The organism is Christiangramia sp. 3-2217-3z (assembly GCF_051195275.1).
GTDB lineage: Bacteria > Bacteroidota > Bacteroidia > Flavobacteriales > Flavobacteriaceae > Christiangramia > Christiangramia marina.
Map to the genome: position 1 here is coordinate 93,455 of NZ_JBNJLI010000004.1, position 17,357 is coordinate 110,811.

Annotated in this window: 15 protein-coding genes and 1 tRNA gene; 3 read left to right on the forward strand and 13 right to left on the reverse strand. The window is 38.4% G+C overall.

The annotated features are described in order from the left end of the window. Positions 1-3: 3 nt before the first annotated feature. The 7 genes from ACSHZO_RS08575 to ACSHZO_RS08605 form a co-directional block, all read right to left on the reverse strand. A complete protein-coding gene (locus ACSHZO_RS08575; RefSeq protein ID WP_295179413.1) occupies positions 4-744 on the reverse strand; it encodes an NYN domain-containing protein in 741 nt (246 codons plus the stop codon). A gap of 108 nt (positions 745-852) precedes the next feature. Continuing rightward, a complete protein-coding gene (locus tag ACSHZO_RS08580) occupies positions 853-2,007 on the reverse strand; it encodes a hypothetical protein (protein ID WP_298247057.1) in 1,155 nt (384 codons plus the stop codon). A gap of 114 nt (positions 2,008-2,121) precedes the next feature. Further along, positions 2,122-3,000: a cation diffusion facilitator family transporter gene (locus ACSHZO_RS08585; protein WP_298247058.1), complete on the reverse strand. Its 879-nt coding sequence runs from the start codon at positions 2,998-3,000 to the stop codon at positions 2,122-2,124. 35 nt (positions 3,001-3,035) lie between these two features. Further along, complete coding sequence (locus ACSHZO_RS08590; RefSeq protein ID WP_298247059.1) at positions 3,036-3,782, reverse strand: sulfite exporter TauE/SafE family protein; 747 nt, start codon at positions 3,780-3,782, stop codon at positions 3,036-3,038. Between the two features lie 14 nt (positions 3,783-3,796). After that, entirely contained in the window at positions 3,797-4,615 is an 819-nt protein-coding gene (locus ACSHZO_RS08595) for a DUF1853 family protein (RefSeq protein WP_298247060.1), read from the reverse strand. An 11-nt stretch (positions 4,616-4,626) separates the two neighbouring features. Continuing rightward, positions 4,627-5,112 carry a GyrI-like domain-containing protein gene (locus ACSHZO_RS08600; RefSeq protein ID WP_295179421.1) on the reverse strand — a complete coding sequence of 162 codons (486 nt, stop codon included), beginning with the start codon at positions 5,110-5,112 and terminating at the stop codon, positions 4,627-4,629. Between the two features lie 3 nt (positions 5,113-5,115). Beyond that, positions 5,116-7,284 (reverse strand): S9 family peptidase, encoded by a 2,169-nt coding sequence (locus ACSHZO_RS08605; RefSeq protein WP_298247061.1) that lies wholly within the window; start codon positions 7,282-7,284, stop codon positions 5,116-5,118. Positions 7,285-7,531: 247 nt separating this feature from the next. Here ACSHZO_RS08605 and truA point away from each other — a divergent pair, with 247 nt between their 5' ends. Beyond that, positions 7,532-8,320, forward strand: coding sequence for a tRNA pseudouridine(38-40) synthase TruA (truA, locus tag ACSHZO_RS08610; protein WP_298247062.1), 789 nt, complete (start codon positions 7,532-7,534; stop codon positions 8,318-8,320). A 4-nt stretch (positions 8,321-8,324) separates the two neighbouring features. On the opposite strand, the gene recQ is transcribed toward truA, so the two are convergent. Continuing rightward, positions 8,325-10,430, reverse strand: coding sequence for a DNA helicase RecQ (recQ, locus tag ACSHZO_RS08615; protein ID WP_298247063.1), 2,106 nt, complete (start codon positions 10,428-10,430; stop codon positions 8,325-8,327). Between the two features lie 137 nt (positions 10,431-10,567). Here recQ and corA point away from each other — a divergent pair, with 137 nt between their 5' ends. After that, complete coding sequence (gene corA, locus ACSHZO_RS08620; protein ID WP_298247064.1) at positions 10,568-11,647, forward strand: magnesium/cobalt transporter CorA; 1,080 nt, start codon at positions 10,568-10,570, stop codon at positions 11,645-11,647. Then, the gene (locus ACSHZO_RS08625) at positions 11,638-12,795 is read left to right on the forward strand and encodes a lactonase family protein (protein WP_298247065.1); all 1,158 of its coding nucleotides are present in this window, start codon (positions 11,638-11,640) and stop codon (positions 12,793-12,795) included. The genes corA and ACSHZO_RS08625 overlap by 10 nt, the downstream gene beginning before the upstream one ends. 29 nt (positions 12,796-12,824) lie before the next feature. Here the strand turns inward: ACSHZO_RS08625 and ACSHZO_RS08630 are convergent, their stop codons facing one another. The 5 genes from ACSHZO_RS08630 to ACSHZO_RS08650 form a co-directional block, all read right to left on the reverse strand. Next, positions 12,825-13,736 carry a succinylglutamate desuccinylase/aspartoacylase domain-containing protein gene (locus ACSHZO_RS08630; protein WP_298247066.1) on the reverse strand — a complete coding sequence of 304 codons (912 nt, stop codon included), beginning with the start codon at positions 13,734-13,736 and terminating at the stop codon, positions 12,825-12,827. 4 nt (positions 13,737-13,740) lie between these two features. Beyond that, positions 13,741-14,787: a glutathione synthetase gene (locus ACSHZO_RS08635; RefSeq protein WP_298247067.1), complete on the reverse strand. Its 1,047-nt coding sequence runs from the start codon at positions 14,785-14,787 to the stop codon at positions 13,741-13,743. Continuing rightward, positions 14,784-16,634 (reverse strand): flavohemoglobin expression-modulating QEGLA motif protein, encoded by a 1,851-nt coding sequence (locus tag ACSHZO_RS08640; protein WP_298247068.1) that lies wholly within the window; start codon positions 16,632-16,634, stop codon positions 14,784-14,786. The genes ACSHZO_RS08635 and ACSHZO_RS08640 overlap by 4 nt, the downstream gene beginning before the upstream one ends. A gap of 216 nt (positions 16,635-16,850) precedes the next feature. Then, positions 16,851-16,924 (reverse strand) — tRNA-Arg (locus tag ACSHZO_RS08645). A 135-nt stretch (positions 16,925-17,059) separates the two neighbouring features. Beyond that, a complete protein-coding gene (locus tag ACSHZO_RS08650; RefSeq protein ID WP_298331949.1) occupies positions 17,060-17,338 on the reverse strand; it encodes a hypothetical protein in 279 nt (92 codons plus the stop codon). Between the last annotated feature and the right edge of the window lie 19 nt (positions 17,339-17,357).

A 17,357-nucleotide genomic window follows, 5' to 3' on the forward strand; every position in this document is an offset into this window, starting at 1 on the left:
CATTTATTTATTTCGAACATAGATAAGTTTAAATCGAGAATTAGAATTCTCTCTGGATTCTATTTCAAACTTTTCAATAGAATCTATCATTGGAGTTAGCTTCTGGAAACCGTAGTTACGTGAATCAAAATTCGGTTGTTTTTTCTGAAGTAAACTTCCAACATCCCCAAGGAATGCCCAGCCATCTTCATCGGCAACATCAGAAATGGTTTGTGAAATTAATCGGACCACCTTTGGAGTGATCTTGTCTACATTCTGTTTTCTACTCTCCTTGGTTTTTGCTTTATCATTCTCATTTTCATTCTCCTTGGAATTATTCTTCAGAATTTCAATATAGATGAACTTATCGCAGGCGACAATGAATGGATCTGGAGTCTTTTTTTCACCAATACCAATAACTTTCATGCTAGCTTCACGAAGTCTGGTAGCAAGACGTGTAAAGTCGGAGTCACTTGAAACCAGGCAGAAGCCATCAACTTTATTAGAGTAGAGAATGTCCATGGCATCAATGATCATTGCAGAATCTGTAGCGTTCTTTCCCTGGGTATATCCATATTGCTGAATTGGCTGAATGGCATTTTCAAGAAGCACACTTTTCCACTTGTTCAAGTGAGGTTTGGTCCAATCTCCGTATATTCTTTTGATCGTAGGATTACCATATTTGGCAATCTCTTCCATCATTTCTTTTATATGTGCTGAAGGAATATTGTCTCCATCAATGAGCACGGCTAAGTTTGTATCCATTTTTCTGGTTTGGTTGGATAAAGTTAAGGTTAAATTCAGTTTTTGCTAAGAAGAGGGAATAAAAAAAGCCCGGAAAATATTTCCGGGCTCCTTGAACTTTTAAAAATATTAGAACCTGAATAGTGCATTCATTTTAGATTCTTTTTCAGGCATTAAATAATCCTGAATTAAATAAACGTTTCCGCCCATTTCGATAGTTTTCTTCGCCGCCAGATTCATAAGAGAGCTGTTTTCACTGGTTTGCTCATCGTCGATCTCAGTTTTCATTTGATCTTCGTCGTAAGTTCCCCATATCTCGGCTCTATTTTCGACAAATAATGTATCGATTCTTCCATGATGGATTGCCGCCATAATATCACTTGGTGCAGAAGAGGTATTCTCTGTTTGACTTTGCTCTTTATATTTCTCAAGCTTGCTGTCGCGATCCTTATCCAGAAATTTTTCCGCGATCTTCAGAGACTTTTCATGCACTCCCAGTAGATCTGAGTCATTTGGATTACCGTCCACAACTTCATCTACAAGGTGATTGTAAGTATTAGCCTCTTTGTAAATTGGAAATAGATAATCCTCACAGTAAACGATCAATGGTAACTTTTCTTTGTTTAAATAATTTTGAAGTCCTTGATCTACCGCGCGAAAGAATTGTTTGATCTCATCTTTTTCATCTCTTTCACTACCACCGTGACCGTGAAACTGAGTTTTTTCTCCTCCAGCTCCCTGCGTTCTAAATTGCAGTGCTTTTTCTTTATAATCGTACCCTACACGTTCTTCAAGTTCTGAAGGTGTAAGATCATCGATATCGATTGGAGTTATAGAATATTTACTGGCCTCATATAACTGCACATCACTTATCTGTAAAGATAATACATGAAATTTGCCATCACCATTCATTGCTGGTATTAATGGCTTCACATAAAATTCTTCGGAAATATACGTGTAAGCTTCAAAATTGACGGGAAGACTGAAAGTTTTGAAATAATCTGGAGCAGCGAAAACTGCCAGTCCATCTGACTGGTGTCTCCAGAAATCTTTATCGTCCAGAAGTTCTTCAAACTTCTTAGACATCGTATCTAACTTACTTTTTTCAAATCCCTTAGCTGAAAGTTTTTTACTTGCCTCAGTCCAAAATGAATGTAAGTGCTTAAGGTTTTTCTGTTCTAAAACTTCTTTTCCACCACGTTGTGTTGGAATAAAAATAGACACACAAGTGTCATTTTTATAGCTAGCTAATTCTTTAAATTCCTTTTCATTTATCATAGACATATCTTTAATTTTTTGGTAGTTAAAAGGTAAGTCTATTGTGAAACACTTCAAAGCGAAAGCCCCGTGCTTACTACTAAATCTTTCTTAATAAGTCTCAAAATATTGTGAACTGGCTTAAAGTTCGTCGTCTGGTTCAACATGAATCAGCACATCTGCGACCTGGGGAACATTTTCCAGCACCTGGTCTTTGACTTCATGTGCAATATTATGACCCTCTTTAACAGTGATATTCGCATCCACCGCAATGTGTAGATCTATGTGGTAAGTCATACCTGTTTTGCGTACGTAACATTTCTCTGTTTCTACCACTCCAGGAACTCCCAGGGCGGCACTTCTAATATCCATTTCTATATCTTCGTATCGATGCTCATCCATTACTTCTCCCAGAGCCGGTCTAAGGATCAGGTAGGCATTAAACAGAATAAAACCTGAAGCAAAAAGTGCTGCCCAGTCATCAGCGTTTTCATATCCATCACCCATCACGAGGGCTATACTTATGCCTACAAAGGCCATAAATGATGTAATAGCGTCACTTCTATGGTGCCATGCATCTGCTTTGAGAACAGAACTATCTGTCTCATCGCTTTTTTTAGATACGAACCTATAGGATAACTCTTTAATAATAATGATGACCGCGAGAACGATGAGTGTATAGGGTTCAGGAACTTCGTGAGGGGTCTGTATATTTTCAATACTCTCATAGGCAATGATCGTGGCTGAAACAATCAGAAAACCAACAACCATGAACGTAATAAGTGGTTCTGCCTTCCCATGGCCGTAAGGATGATTTTCGTCTGCAGGTTTGTTGGCATAACGAATCCCTAAAAGAACCAGGAAAGAAGAAAAAACATCGGTGGTGGATTCTATGGCATCTGCGATCAAAGCATAAGAGTTCCCAAAGATTCCAGTAACTGCTTTTGCTATTGCCAGCAGTGCATTTCCCGCGATACTAAAATAGGATGCTTTAACTGCCTCTTTGTATTCGGGACGCATAGAAGTGAATTAGGCTGCAAAGCTATTAATTTTAATTATTTCAGCTGATTGTAGATCAATAAAATCCCACTAACTACCATAAGAATGATTAGTAGCTTACGAAAACTTGAACTTTTCATAATACTCAGGAATTTTTTACCAATGATATTTCCTAATACCGCTCCAAGACCTAAGGCAATTCCGTAAATCCATAATTCGGTATAAAGAAGTCCGAAGAACGTATAACTACCAATTTGTGCGATTCCAAGGAAGAATGAGTTCGCGGTTTTTGTCGCAATTAACTCTTCTTTATCCAGACCCAGATTGAGATAAAAAGGGTTGAGAACTGGTCCTAAAGCTCCAATTACAGTTCCCAGGATAGAAACTATAAACCCTAATGGTATGAAGTACCATAGTTTTACAGGAAATGATCGTTCCTTCTTTCCGAAGCGATATTGAAATACTGTGCTTATCAAGAATATTCCAACCAGAATTTGTAGCCAGCCCGGATTGATTCGTGTAAAGAACCAGCCGGCGAGTAAGGCTCCAAGCAAAGCAGGAGGAACGTAAAACCTGAAAACCTGCCAGTTGATATGTTTCCAGAAAATTATGAGTCGGGCCGGTCTGCCAATAAAAGTTCCAAGATTCAAAACGGGTGGTGTTTGCGGAGTTCCAATTAGAAAGGTAAGAAACGGTACAAGAACTAGTGCGCCACCACCACCAGAGATCGTTGAAATAATAAATGCTACAATTCCTGCCAGCAAAAGAATAAGCGGATTGAACAGATCTATATTTTCAAACATGTTAGCAGTTAGTATCATTTCCACCATACTACAAAAAACCTTGAAAAGCTATGCTTATGCTTCATCCATATAAGTGGTGATTTTTTCTTCTGAAAAAGTTCGGAAATTTCTTCCATTATTTCAGCATATGAATACCAGTGATTGCAGGATTCTGGTTTTGCGCTCCATAAATTTTTCTTTGGAGCATAGAACACTGCATTATTCTTGTCCAGTTCCTTAAATTCCTGAAGGCTAAGATATTTACCATTTTGCGATGTAGCATCAGGATCATTAGAATACAATTGAGCTTTAAAGCATATTTGTTGCTCTATTTTGTCCAGATCCAGATCGTATTTTTCCAGATAACCTTGAGTTTCCGGATGTTTTAGTAGCGGTAATTGCTTCGTAGTGATCTTCTCCATTTTTTCCAGAAAAGAATCTTTCCTGTTGGGACCTATGAACATCTTCTCATCCTGACCTACTTCTGGGTCCAGAATATAGATCTTATAAACCAGCTCCACATGTAAAGGTCTATTATTTTGAAAATCGTAAAGTAAAAAGTCTAGTTCACCCAGAGTGATCTTTTGTTGATTGACCTGGATATTGGAAGCAATAAGTTTGTAACGTTTGGAAAATTTGATGGATATTTCAAAAAAACTTTCCATCCTTTTGCCCAAAACAGAATTCCTGGGGTGATCAATTTTTTTAAGTTCAGCTATTAATTCCTCAGTGATATCTACTTCGGGAAATTCGAAAACAGGAATTTCAGAACGGTATTTTTTTCTAATATCTGGCGTTTCTAAAAATCCTTTAAACTGACTTATAAGGTCGACTTCCGAAGAATGAGATAGCATATAACGTTTGACTATTTGGGACTTATCGGAATATAAATATCTTCCAGAGATTCAGGATCATCGGGTCCTTTATAATCACTTCCCATGATCTCAAAATGAGGGCGATGTGCAAGCTGATATTCAGATTTTGGAAGCCAGTCCTCAAAAATATACTTCGCGGTTCCGGCAAAGTTCTGTGCCGTTCCGCGATGTCTGAAAACCGCATACAATCCGCCTTCCAACTCAAGTTTTTCAAGACCTTCTGGAAGGTCTGCATAATCGTCTACCTCAACTGCGGCCCATTTTTCAAATTTGGTTTGAGGATCAAATTCTCCCTTTAGAAATGCTTTTTTATACTGTTCTACAGAATATAAGTCTCGATTGGCCAGGGATGGTGTCTTTACCTTAATACTCATAAAACGTTTCCAAAGCACTTCTGTTTTATCATTTGCCATACTGGTTTCCTTACTTATACCTGCAAGTTTAACAGCTTCAATTTCCTTTATCTTTGGTTGCATTTTTTAAGATTTTGGTCCTAATTCATAATTCTGAGGGGGAGTGGCTTTCATTAAATGTTCCACAAAATAATCCCAGCGTCTTCGCATCATATAATACGAATCTTTTCCGAAGCCATGGCGCGCATGAGGGAAAATTATCAGATCAAAATCCTTATTGGCTTCAATAAGGGCATCAACTACCAGATATGTATTATATGGTGGTACATTATCATCCATAGCACCATGTGCTAGAAGCAATTTACCTTCCAGGTTCACCGCCAAGTTCTGGTTGGCTTGTTTAGCATAATTTGAAGTACCATCTTCGTCTTTGCGCAATAAACCTATATAACGCTCTCCCCAGTCATCCTCATAATTGCGGTTATCATGGTTTCCAGATTCAGAAATACCAACCTTATAGAATTCAGGGTAATTAAAAAGTGCGGCAGCAGTGGCAAATCCACCACCAGAATGTCCCCAGATGCCAACGCGATCCAGATCCATATAAGGATACTTTTTAGCTAATTGCCTAAGTCCGCTGATCTGATCTTCCAGGGTGTTATCGGCCATATTACCGTAGCAGGCATCATGAAAGGATTTTGATCGATTCGGGTTGCAGGTCCCGTCAATAATTACCACTATAAAACCTAGTTCGGCGAGTGCCTGATGATCACTCCGGCTTGGATAAAATGAACGGGAACCAACTCCGCCTCCCTGAGGTCCTGGATAAATATAGTTCACCACGGGATAGGATTTATTCTCATCCAGGTGTGTTGGCGTAAACATAAGGCCGTAAAGGTCCCAATCTCCATTCCTGGACTTCACGCTAATTCGCCTGGCCGGTTTCCAGCCTTCAGCCTCCAGATCTTTAATATCTGCCTGCTCCAGCATAGCGATTTGTTTACCATTCATTTTTTTCAGGACAGTCTTGTTAGGAGTGTCTGGTTTGGAATAATTGTCTACAAAGTATCTACTGTCTGGAGAGATACTAATTCTGTGATTTGCATCTTCAGGAGTAAGGCTTTGCAGCTTTTTGCCATCAAAGCGAATGCTGCAAAACTGAGCGAAGTAGGGATCCATTGACTGATCCTTCCCATTTGCCATAAAATAGATCAAGCGATCTTCAGGATTGAACTTTAAAACTTCAGTTACAACAAATTCTCCTTTGGTGATCTGGTTTTTAAGTTCTCCGGTTCTGGAATCATAAAGATATAAGTGACCCCAATCATCTCTTTCAGAATACCAGATGATCTCATTGCTTTCAGGGAAATATTTCCAGTTAATGCTACCTTGTCCAGATTCATACTGAGTATTTACTTTCTCCTCAAAAACTTCACGAACTTCTCCAGTAGTTGCATCTGCAATTCTGAACTTTGCTACTTTATGGTCTCTTGAAGTTGAAACAAAGGCCAGCTCCTTAGAATCCTCACTCCACTGATTATCATCGAATGCACCTGAACAACTAATATCATCACACAGAGTTCCTCTTCTTGGATCCTGCGGAATTTTTAGCGGAATGATCTCTGAATTTTCTGTATCTATAATAATACGCTCGATCTGAATCACCTTTTCATCCCCCGGAAGTGGATATTTCCACTGCTGAAGTTCTGGAGCCCCAACTTTAGTTGAAGCAAGGTACATATCACTTACATGACGCTGGTCCTGTCTAAAAGTGGCGATCTTTTTTGAATCTGGAGACCATAACAGGATTGGCTTGTCACTTTTTCTCCAACCAGCATTATCTGTAGCATAACCATAATTTTCGATTCCGTCTTTGGTTAGTTGCGTCTCCTCACCAGTGGCAGCATCTTTGATCCATAAGTCCCAATCCTTGATATAAGCCAATTTATTTCCATCTGGGGAAGCAACTTCTATACGCGAATACCTTCCATTTTCTTGGGAACCTGATTCAATGTTTGCTAGCAATTCCTCTTTGGAAGTAAAAGTAGTTTTGTCACCAGTTTTACTGTTGACCAGAACAAATTCGGAATCATCCCGGGTAGTAACCCGATACCAGAAGTCTCCATTATCCAGCCATTGTGGGTAGACGTAACTCCGGTAAATTTTACTATTTGTATTATAACTCAAGAACTTTTCTGCATTTGCGTAATCTTCGGCAGTGATGCTATCCCGGTTTTGGGAATTCACGTTGTAGAACGTTAGAAAAGCAATAAGAACTAAAAGGTATTTTATCATATTCTATACTTTGAGGACTGGTTTAATTTCAATGTTGATCTTCAGGTTATTTTAGCACATTTACTCCTTTTAAATTCTTCCGAAGGTATTAGATGCCAAAAAACTTTTGATAGGTTTATTCTGAAAACTCCTGTCAGGACTCCAATTTAAATATAATTACTGAAATCTCAGAAACCTGAAGCGTATGAAAGTTTGAGTAACTAGGAATGCGGTTCATTTTGGATATCTTTGCGGGAAAATCAAGCCTTTGTTCAGGAAAAGATTCTTCTATTTTATTAAAGTACAGTATTTGGGCTATCGCTTACATGGGTGGCAAAAACAGCCTGATGTGAAAACGGTTGAAGGTTTGATCACTAAAACCTTTGGCTGGATCATGCCCGGCGCAAAATATAAGATCCTCGGAACCAGCCGTACAGATGCCATGGTATCTGCGGAAGAGTCGGCTTTTGAATTATTTCTTGATCATGAACCACTGGAAAATTTGCAGGAATTCCTCAAACTATTAAATAAAAATCTACCACAGGATATTCGAGCTTTAAGTATTGAAGAAGTAGATGATAAATTTAATATTATACAGGATTCGAAAACAAAGGAATATGCCTATTTATTTAGCGTTGGTGACAAATTCCATCCATTTTGTGCGCCTTTTATGGCCAATTTCCAGGAAAATCTGGACATTGAAAAAATGAAAGAAGCCGCAAAGCTTTATCAAGGCAAGCATAATTTTAAGAATTACTGCGTGCGGGTATCTGAAAAAAGCACTTTTGAGCGTGAGATGTTAAGATCTGAACTTGTTGAGAATACGCTTTATACCGCTAATTTTTTCCCTGAAAATTCCTATATATTTCATATTCACGCATCAGGTTTTTTAAGACACCAGGTTCGCTTAATGATGGGAACGCTTATACAGGTAGGACGCGGTGAATTAAGTCTTGATGAAATTGAAGAAAGCCTAAGACCAGATACCCCGCATTTACAAATGGACTTTATCGCCCCGGCATCTGGATTGATCCTGAGAAAACTGGAATTTGATTAGCAATCTATTTATCAGCAATGATCTTAAGACCTAGCTTGATCGTCTCATAAGGGATGGCTCCTTCAAAATGTTCGAAGTATGCTTTCAATGAATTAGGATCTTTAAGATCAGATTTTGCTTTTTTGATCGCTTTTAGATCAGATTTTGGAACGAACTGATGCAGGTTGATCTCCTCTTCCTCGTCATAAAGTTTGATCAGGTGCGCGTAGATCGTATTGGTTGAAACGCCTTTTTCTTTTGCCATTTCCTCAATACTCAATCCACGATCATATAATTCCAGTGTTTCCTTAAAGGTATTAGACTTTTTAGAACGTTTAATTTTCGGTTTTTTCTCCCTTTTATCTTTACTGAAGGCAATGATCTCTTTGATAAAGCGATACCCATAGTCTTCCATTTTCTTACGACCAACTCCATCGATCAGCAGGAATTCTGCATCAGACATTGGACGTTGTTTTTCCATATCCTTTAATGCAGCATCGTTGAAAATAAGGTAGGCAGGAATATCTTCTTCTTTTGCGATGGAAAGTCTTAACTGTCTTAGTTTCTCGAACAGCGAATTAGAAGCTGACTCTTTTTTGTCTTTTTCAGCTTTCTCTACCTGTTGTTTAACATCTGCCAGAAAAACCTTCTCCTTGCTGAATAGAACTGACTTAGCATTTTCGGTTAACTGAAGATGATTGTTTTTATCAAAAGCGATTTCCAGCAAACCAAGGTTGATCAATTGTATGATATACTGCTGCCAGTTTTGCCAGGAAATATCTTTCCCGATACCATAGGTAGAAAGCTCCTGGTAATTGTTCTTACGAACCACTTCATTTTGTGAACCCCTTAGAACATCGATAACTACGGAAATTGGTTCAGACGCTTTAAGTCGGTAGATACAGGAAAGCGCTTTTTGAGCGATGATCGTACCATCAAAAAATTCCGGTGGATTTCTGCAAATATCACAATTACCGCAATCCTCCTGAAGATACTCTCCAAAGTAACCAAGCAGGATCTTCCTTCTGCAGGAAAGTGCTTCAGAATATTGCTTCATTCTATCAAGCTTTGCCAATTGTACTTCTTCATTCTTCGCATTCGAAGCAAATTTCTGAAGCTGGATCACATCAGCATAAGAATGAAACAACAGTGTTTCAGATTCCAGCCCATCTCTACCGGCACGTCCAATTTCCTGATAATATCCTTCCAGGTTTTTTGGCATATTATAATGAATAACCCAACGGATATTCGATTTATCGATACCCATTCCAAAAGCGATGGTCGCACAAATGATCTGTTTTTCGTCATTGATAAATTCATCCTGTATCTGTGAACGTTCATCATGATCGATTCCTGCATGATAAGCTTCTGCTTTAAATCCTTTTGCATTCAGTTTGGAAGCAAGCTCTTCAGTAGTTTTTCGGCTAAGACAATAGACGATTCCACTTCCAGAAGTACGATTTTTGAGAAATTTTGCAATCTGCTCAAATCGCTTGATACCAGGTTTTACTTCCAGGCTTAGATTCTTCCGGTCGAAAGATGCAATATGTTTTTTGGCAGAAGGAATATTAAGCTGTCGGCAAATATCATTTCTAGTGGCTTTATCTGCAGTTGCGGTAAGCGCCAGGATTGGAGTTGAAGGGAACCTGTTCTTAAGATATCCAAGTTGTGTATAGGCCGGGCGAAAATCATGTCCCCAACTCGAGATACAGTGTGCTTCATCGATGGCGATGAGACTAATTTTTCCATCTACCAGGAAACGATCTACGATTTGTAGACTTTCCGGAGCAACATAAATAAGTTTAAGCTCTTTATTCTCAATTTGCTTGAATATAGCTTCACGTCGATCTTCGGTCTGGCTGCTGTTTATATAAGCGGCAGGAACACCATTGGCTTTCAATCCATCTACCTGGTCTTTCATGAGTGCTATTAAAGGGGAGATTACCAGCGTAATTTCAGGTAATAAGATTGCGGGAAGCTGGTAACAAATAGATTTCCCACCACCGGTTGGCATGATCACCAGGTTATCTTTTCCATCGAATACAGATTGTATGATCTTCTTCTGTAAGGGTCTAAACTTTTCATATCCAAAATACTCCTTCAGAGTATCCAGCAGCTTAACTTCATTCATGGGACAAAGGTAAAATTAAAGGTTCAGAACAACCAGCTGCAAGGTCAATTTTCAGAAGGAATAAATAGTCCCTTAGCCAAGGGTGCAATCTAGAGTATTGACAGATTATTCCTATTTTTATGGAAATTAAAGTTTATATGGCGAAACGAAGAAAGCTGTTGCTAAGGCGTCCTAAACATACAAAGACGGTAAACCAGGTGCCTGGAACGATGACCTACGTTGGTCATAAGGAATCTTCAGAAACCAAACTGGAAGTAATCGATTATAATGCTGATCAGTACGAAAGGTATACTTCCAATTCGCCAGATGATGCATTTAATTATGTAGATGAAAAAAGTGTTACCTGGTTCAATATTGACGGACTAAATAATATTGGTGAGATCGAAAAACTTGGGGATTACTATGAATTGCATCCCCTGGTCATGGAAGATATTGTAAATACCGGGCAACGACCTAAAATTGAAGAATACCAGGATTATCTTTTTATTGTTGCGAAAATGCTTTACCACAAGGATGGTGAAATAGAAAATGAGCATATTAGTATGATCGTTGGTAAAAACTATGTCATCACCTTTCAGGAATCTGATGGTGACGTTTTTGATCCTATTCGAGAACGTTTGGAAACTTCAAAAGGAAGAATAAGAGGTAAGGGAGCAGATTATTTAATGTTCGCGCTTCTGGATGCCATTATAGACAATTATTTTCTGGTGATCGATGATATGAGCGATCGTATCGAACTACTGGAAGAAAGCCTTTTTACTAACAGACCAAGTGATGATATTGTTTACGAAATACAGGATCTTAAAAGAAACATTCTTAGAATTAGACGTGCTGTTTTTCCTCTGCGGGAGGTGATAAGCCGACTGGAAAAACTGGAAAACGAGATCATAGATCCACACACAGGGAATTATATTAGAGATTTATATGATCATATAATTCAGATCTCAGAGAATATCGAAATTTATCGGGAAATGATCTGGGGTCTTATGGATATGTATATGACCACAATTAGTAACAAAATGAACGAGGTCATGAAAGTACTTACCATCATGGCGAGTATTTTTATTCCGCTTACCTTTATCGCTGGAATCTACGGAATGAATTTCGAATATATTCCGGAATTGCAATGGAAGTATAGTTACTTTGTACTTTGGGGAGTAATGATCATCATATTCCTTTTAATGCTTCATTATTTTAAACGAAAAAAATGGCTTTAAAATTCACTAAGATCGCTAAGATTACTGCCTGCAGTGTATTTATTCTAATAAGTTCTAATACTTCAGCTCAATCTGAAGCTGATGCGGACAAGGAAATGAATAAGATGTATGTAGGAACTTATACAAAGAAAGAAGGCCATGTAGATGGCAAAGCTGAAGGGATCTACCTGCTACATCAGGATCCTGATAATGGGAGTCTCACTAACTGCGGTACACAGGCTAAGATCGTTAATCCTTCGTTCGTAAAAACAGGAAGACAAGGAAAGTTTCTTTTTGCGGTTAGTGAACTGGGACCGGGAGACGATAAGTCCGGTTATGTATATTCTTACCAGATCCAGGAGAATGGAAACCTTAAGGAAATTAGTAAACTTTCTACCGGAGGCCATGCTCCCTGTCATATCGCCCTGGACAGATCTGGAAAGTTTGTATTCGTTAGTAATTACATGGGTGGGGTAGTAGCTACTTATAAAGTTAAGTCTGATGGAGCCCTTGAAAAGGTGAGTGAATTAAAACTTCCTGAAGCTGAAACCGCTCACGCACATACAGTTAAAATAAGTGGTGACAATAGAACTGCATATGTTGCAGACCTTGGGAATGATAGAATTTTAGTATACGAATTTGATGTTGCCAGTGGAACACTTTCAAAACATGAAAATTTCCAGGTGCAACTTCCTGAAGGTGCTGGCCCAAGACATTTAAGTTTGAGTAAGAATGGTAATTTCGTGTATAGCATGAATGAGCTGAATTCTACTGTGACCACCTATAAGGTTTTAAAGGGTGGCGCACTTGAAATTGTACAGACTCTTAGTTCATTGCCGGAAAGTTACCTGGATAAAAATTCTGGAGCCGATATTCATATAGGCAAGGAAGGAAAATTTCTTTATACCAGTAATCGAGGTCATAATAGTATCGCTATATTTAGTATAGATCAGGTGAACGGAACACTAAAGAATGTTGATTTTGTTCCGGTAGCTGGAAAGACACCACGAAATTTTGCCATATCACCTTTCGGAAAATACTTATATGCTGCCAGCCAGGATACTGGAAATATAACAACTTACACGATCAATCCTGAAAGCGGAAAATTAAAGATTCAGGAACCCATTTTTGAAATTAAAACCCCGGTATGTTTGGAGTTTCAGAAATAAAAAAAAGCAGCCATTTGGCTGCTTTTTTTCTATACATCCTGCACGACAAAGAAACCATCGTTTCCCTGTGACTGGTATAGCGGCATGAAAATATAAGCATCCCATTCGCTATAAACTTTCTCGCCGTTCTGTTCGGCTAAAAGTTCGCCTTTTTCAATTTTCTGAAAATTCTCATATCCTTCCTTCATTTTGAAAGTATCTCCATCCTCCAGGCCATGGCGATGAATTATTTCGAAAGTCTTTTGTTCTGGAGCATTTTTTTTACTGAACCTTTCCACACATTCCGGATAGGTAGAGATTTCAGAAAGATCTAATTTATTTGCTTCCCTCAGAGCTAACCAGATCACCCCTTCATGATTTTCTTCAGAAGTATCATCTGTATGTTGACCAGCTTCGAATACAAACCCAGTCATTCCAGTTCGGCTTAAATAATGGTCGATGTCTCCCGTAATGATATCACTGAAACCTCTAATGATATAAGTCGGGAAATTATGCGCCCATTCATCATTGTCGTTCACTTCCTGTACCGAGACATAAGGCAAACTTGCCGATGAGGTGGTATGGCAATCTAGAAAATACCTTTTCGTATGGTCCTTTTCAGAATAATTGTTTAGTACCTTAATGATCTCGAACATTTCTTTTTGCTCATGAGTTTGAGGATCATTTATCTGAATATTTTCTTCTGTCCAGGTTCTGTTGAGGTCCTCGTCTATATAACGTTTGTTCTCATTAAGTGCTTTCTGGTTCCCGGAAACTCCAACAATTTTACCCTCAATCTCAGGTTTGGTTTTATCCAGTTGTTTAAAAACTTCCTTCAGGGCGAACACACCACTTGGTTCGTTTCCATGAATTCCAGCTGTCACGAATAATAACGGGCCGGGTTTTCCTGAAGAATATTCTCCTATGATCCTGTCTACGTTCTCTTCTAGCTTCTCTTTCATAAAATTAATCCATTGTGGCCAGAGTCCTGTTGCTTAACTGACCTTTATACATATTCTTATACTCAACTTTTCTTTCGATCGCCTCGATAATATAATCTGTAAAAGGCGAAAGTCCGATATCCTTAAAATGTTCCATTCCACCCGGGCTTAGTACATTGATCTCGATCAATTTATCTTTGACAATATCAAGTCCCACGAAAAATAATCCGTCACGAATTAATTTAGGTGCTGTTAGATCAACGATACGTTGCATTTCCGGAGTTAGCTCACTACTATCTGCAGTAGCCCCAAGACTGAAATTACTACGGAATTCTCCTTCGCCTGCTACCCGTCTAATAATTGCTTTTTCGCCATCTCTTTCCATTACCTTTCCATTTAGCAATAGTACCCGAACATCACCATCTTTGACGGCAGGTAGAAATTCCTGTGCGATCACGTATCCCTGAGAGCTTAAATGATCTATGATCTGGTTTACATTCTTCTCGTGTTCATCTATAAGATATACATCCTGTCCTCCTGAACCTTCCAGGGGTTTCAGGACCATTTTTTTATTCTGTTTCTCCCAGAAATCTAAAAGTTGGTCTTTGTCTCTTGTAATGATAGATGCTGGTTTAATTTCCTGAGGTAACTCTTCGAAATATAATTTATCAATAAAGGCATGGGATAGGGCATAGGCATCATTTAGAACCAGAACATCCAGTTGCTGGATCATTCTTCCAAATGCGACCCCGGCCTGCTCAGCCCATTGTCTTCCTTCTTCTTCGGTAGGATTGTTTCTAATAAAAAGAACATCCAGTATCGTACAGTCAATTTGCTTTTTTATAGCCTTTGGACCCTGCAAGGCCTCCAGAAACTTCTTAGTAGACTTGGTTTTAGTATCCTTTGGTAATTGAGTAGAATTTATCGTGATAGGTTTATCATGGTGGAAGTTAAAATCTCCAACACCCATTGCATAAACTTCATGACCTCTTTGATGAGCCATCTGCATTAACGCATTCGATGTACCATCTTTCTCTGTTGCGACATCATTTAATACAAAACATATTTTCATTTACATACCATTTGTGGAAGGCTTAAACCATTCCTGATTAATTTCAATTTTTCGAACATTTGTTCACTATGTAGAAACCGGGGTTTTATCCTTAGCGGTTCCAAAACTTTTCTGTCGGTTAATTCCCGGATTATATTCGTGTGCTTGATTCCGTATTTACCGGCTAGCAGAATCTCATAATCATCATTATTTTTAAGGTGTTCTTTCAGTAGAACTAGTCCTTTTAAATAAATTATGTCTTTAATAAATCCACCGCCCTGCATAATTCGGGAAGTGATATTGAAGGCTCTTTCCGCAGAAAAACCGTAATCCATTTTTAATAATCTGAATATTTCCTGGAAATTCGCACCTTCTAAAACTGCCTGTCCTGCCAGCACTCTTCCAGCAAGGATTCTAAGTCTGTTTGCTGTTAGACCATCAACCATAAATTCAGACATTACGGCCAGACCTTCCTGTAGGGGATCATAATCTGCCAGGCCAATGCTTAATTGTTTTAGCGGTTGCCTGCTTCCATTATAATGCGTGAGAACATGCGTTCCAACTTCGTGCTGAATGAGTGCTTCAGCTTCGATACGACTCATTTCATAATCTGCAGGAATGTATAATTCCCCGTGTGAAACCATCATTACGTTCACATCTTTTCGAATATGCACTTTGCAATTAAAGTTTTCATCCTGCTCCTTGAAATAATCAAATTCTTTTCGGGCAAGGCTGCTAAATTCTTTCGCATCAATAATATCATTCGACTCGTTATAGGTTTCTTCCGGTACTTCGTTGAGTATATTCTGAGCTTCTTCGCACAGTTGTCTATCCACGCCTTTGTAGAGTCTTATGCTATCATACATAAAGTTGCTGGACCCACGTTCACCCAGCATGGTGATTTGCATATCAAGTTCTTCACGCTTTTCGCGGAATAAATAGGACATCGCAGGATCGTCAATATCTTCGATCTTTAAATTATACAGTCTGCGCTTTAAAATATCAGGATCAACCGGAAGAAGCCGATAATGATAGTCGAGAACATTCTGATATTTACTTTTAAAGAACTCTTCCTTGATCTCATGAATATTTGCAGGAGAAACCAGCCAGAGGAATTGATATGATTTTTCAATATCTGCCAGCTGCTTATCAATATCAAAAACGACCTGCTTTAAATATTTTCGTCCCAGTGCATTAAAGCTTGCTACGCCACCTGTGGTTTGTACCCTGATAAAATCAAAGAATGACCTATGCATAGCTTTGATCAGGAAGTCTTTGAAATTCCTGAAGAATACTGGGTATAATTTATTATTCTCATTCCTGTAAACTGGAGGAATTTCAAGGCTTACAAGAACAGCACCGCAATTCTTAGCTTCCTCAATACTCATAAGATCTTCGGAATCTTCCGCATGCCTGTGTATGGTATCCACGATCTCTGTATCCAGATACAGGCCGGTAAAAACTTCATTTATGGTTAACAGATCCTTCTGAAGGGTTTCCAGACTGGTAGGAAGTTTTTCAGCAGGACCTTTAATACGCAATTTTTGAGATTCCTCATTTCCTGCATAAATTTCGAACAGTAAATATGATTTCATTTCTACTGATAGCAAATTAGAAATAGCGATCAGTAATTTTTGATAACCGGCAAAATCGCGATTTCCGATAATCATATAAGAAGATTCACTGGTAATAAACCTTTTGGTGCCTTTATCATTTGACTTTTTACGGTAGATGACCAGATAGGGTAATTCTTTTTCAATATGCAAAATCCCCATGCCGGGAAGCATACAGCTTATCTCCTTATTTTCTTTAAGAATTGTTAAGATTTGTTGAATGGAATTTTCAGATAGATCAGGTATTTCCTGCATAATTTGAAAACTTATATTTTAATCCTCTCTAAATGTCATGTTTGGTGAGGATCTGGTTGGTTTTATAACATTAGCTTACTCCAATTTAGGAAGAATTAGCCGTTCAAAATCTGTCTGAAATCTTTTGACAAATTTTTATGACAGGCTTAGTAAAAATTAGGAAATGGCGAAGAATCTATTAAAAACAAAAAAGCCTTCCATAAGGAAGGCTTTTCGTGATGGCACCAGGATTCGAACCTGGGACCGCCTGCTTAGAAGGCAGGTGCTCTATCCAGCTGAGCTATGCCACCGATTTGCGGTTGCAAATATAAACCACTTTATAAATTAAACAATGCTTCTTTTGGGAAAAGTTCAGGTAAGTTTAAAAAAATAAAAACTCCCAATCGGAAGTTTTTGATTTTCAGTATAGATACGGTTTTAGAAATTTAGCTTTCTCTGATCAATTTTTTTTCCAGCCCAACTGCAGCCACTACTAATTGGTGCAGTAAGCTTGGATTTTTATCCATTTTTTCAAAAACCTGTATGTATAAATGATTAAACCTTCTGATTAATTCGAGTGTTTGAAGCGAAACACTGAAAAAATTTCCCGAATCGCGAAGCTCTTCAATAGAATCCTTTACAGACTCGATATGAGATATTTCTTCATCGGTACTTTGGATATAATGTTCTTGCTGTAGCATACCATTAGTTTTTTGGTTAGCCAAAGCAGGTATATTCTAATAG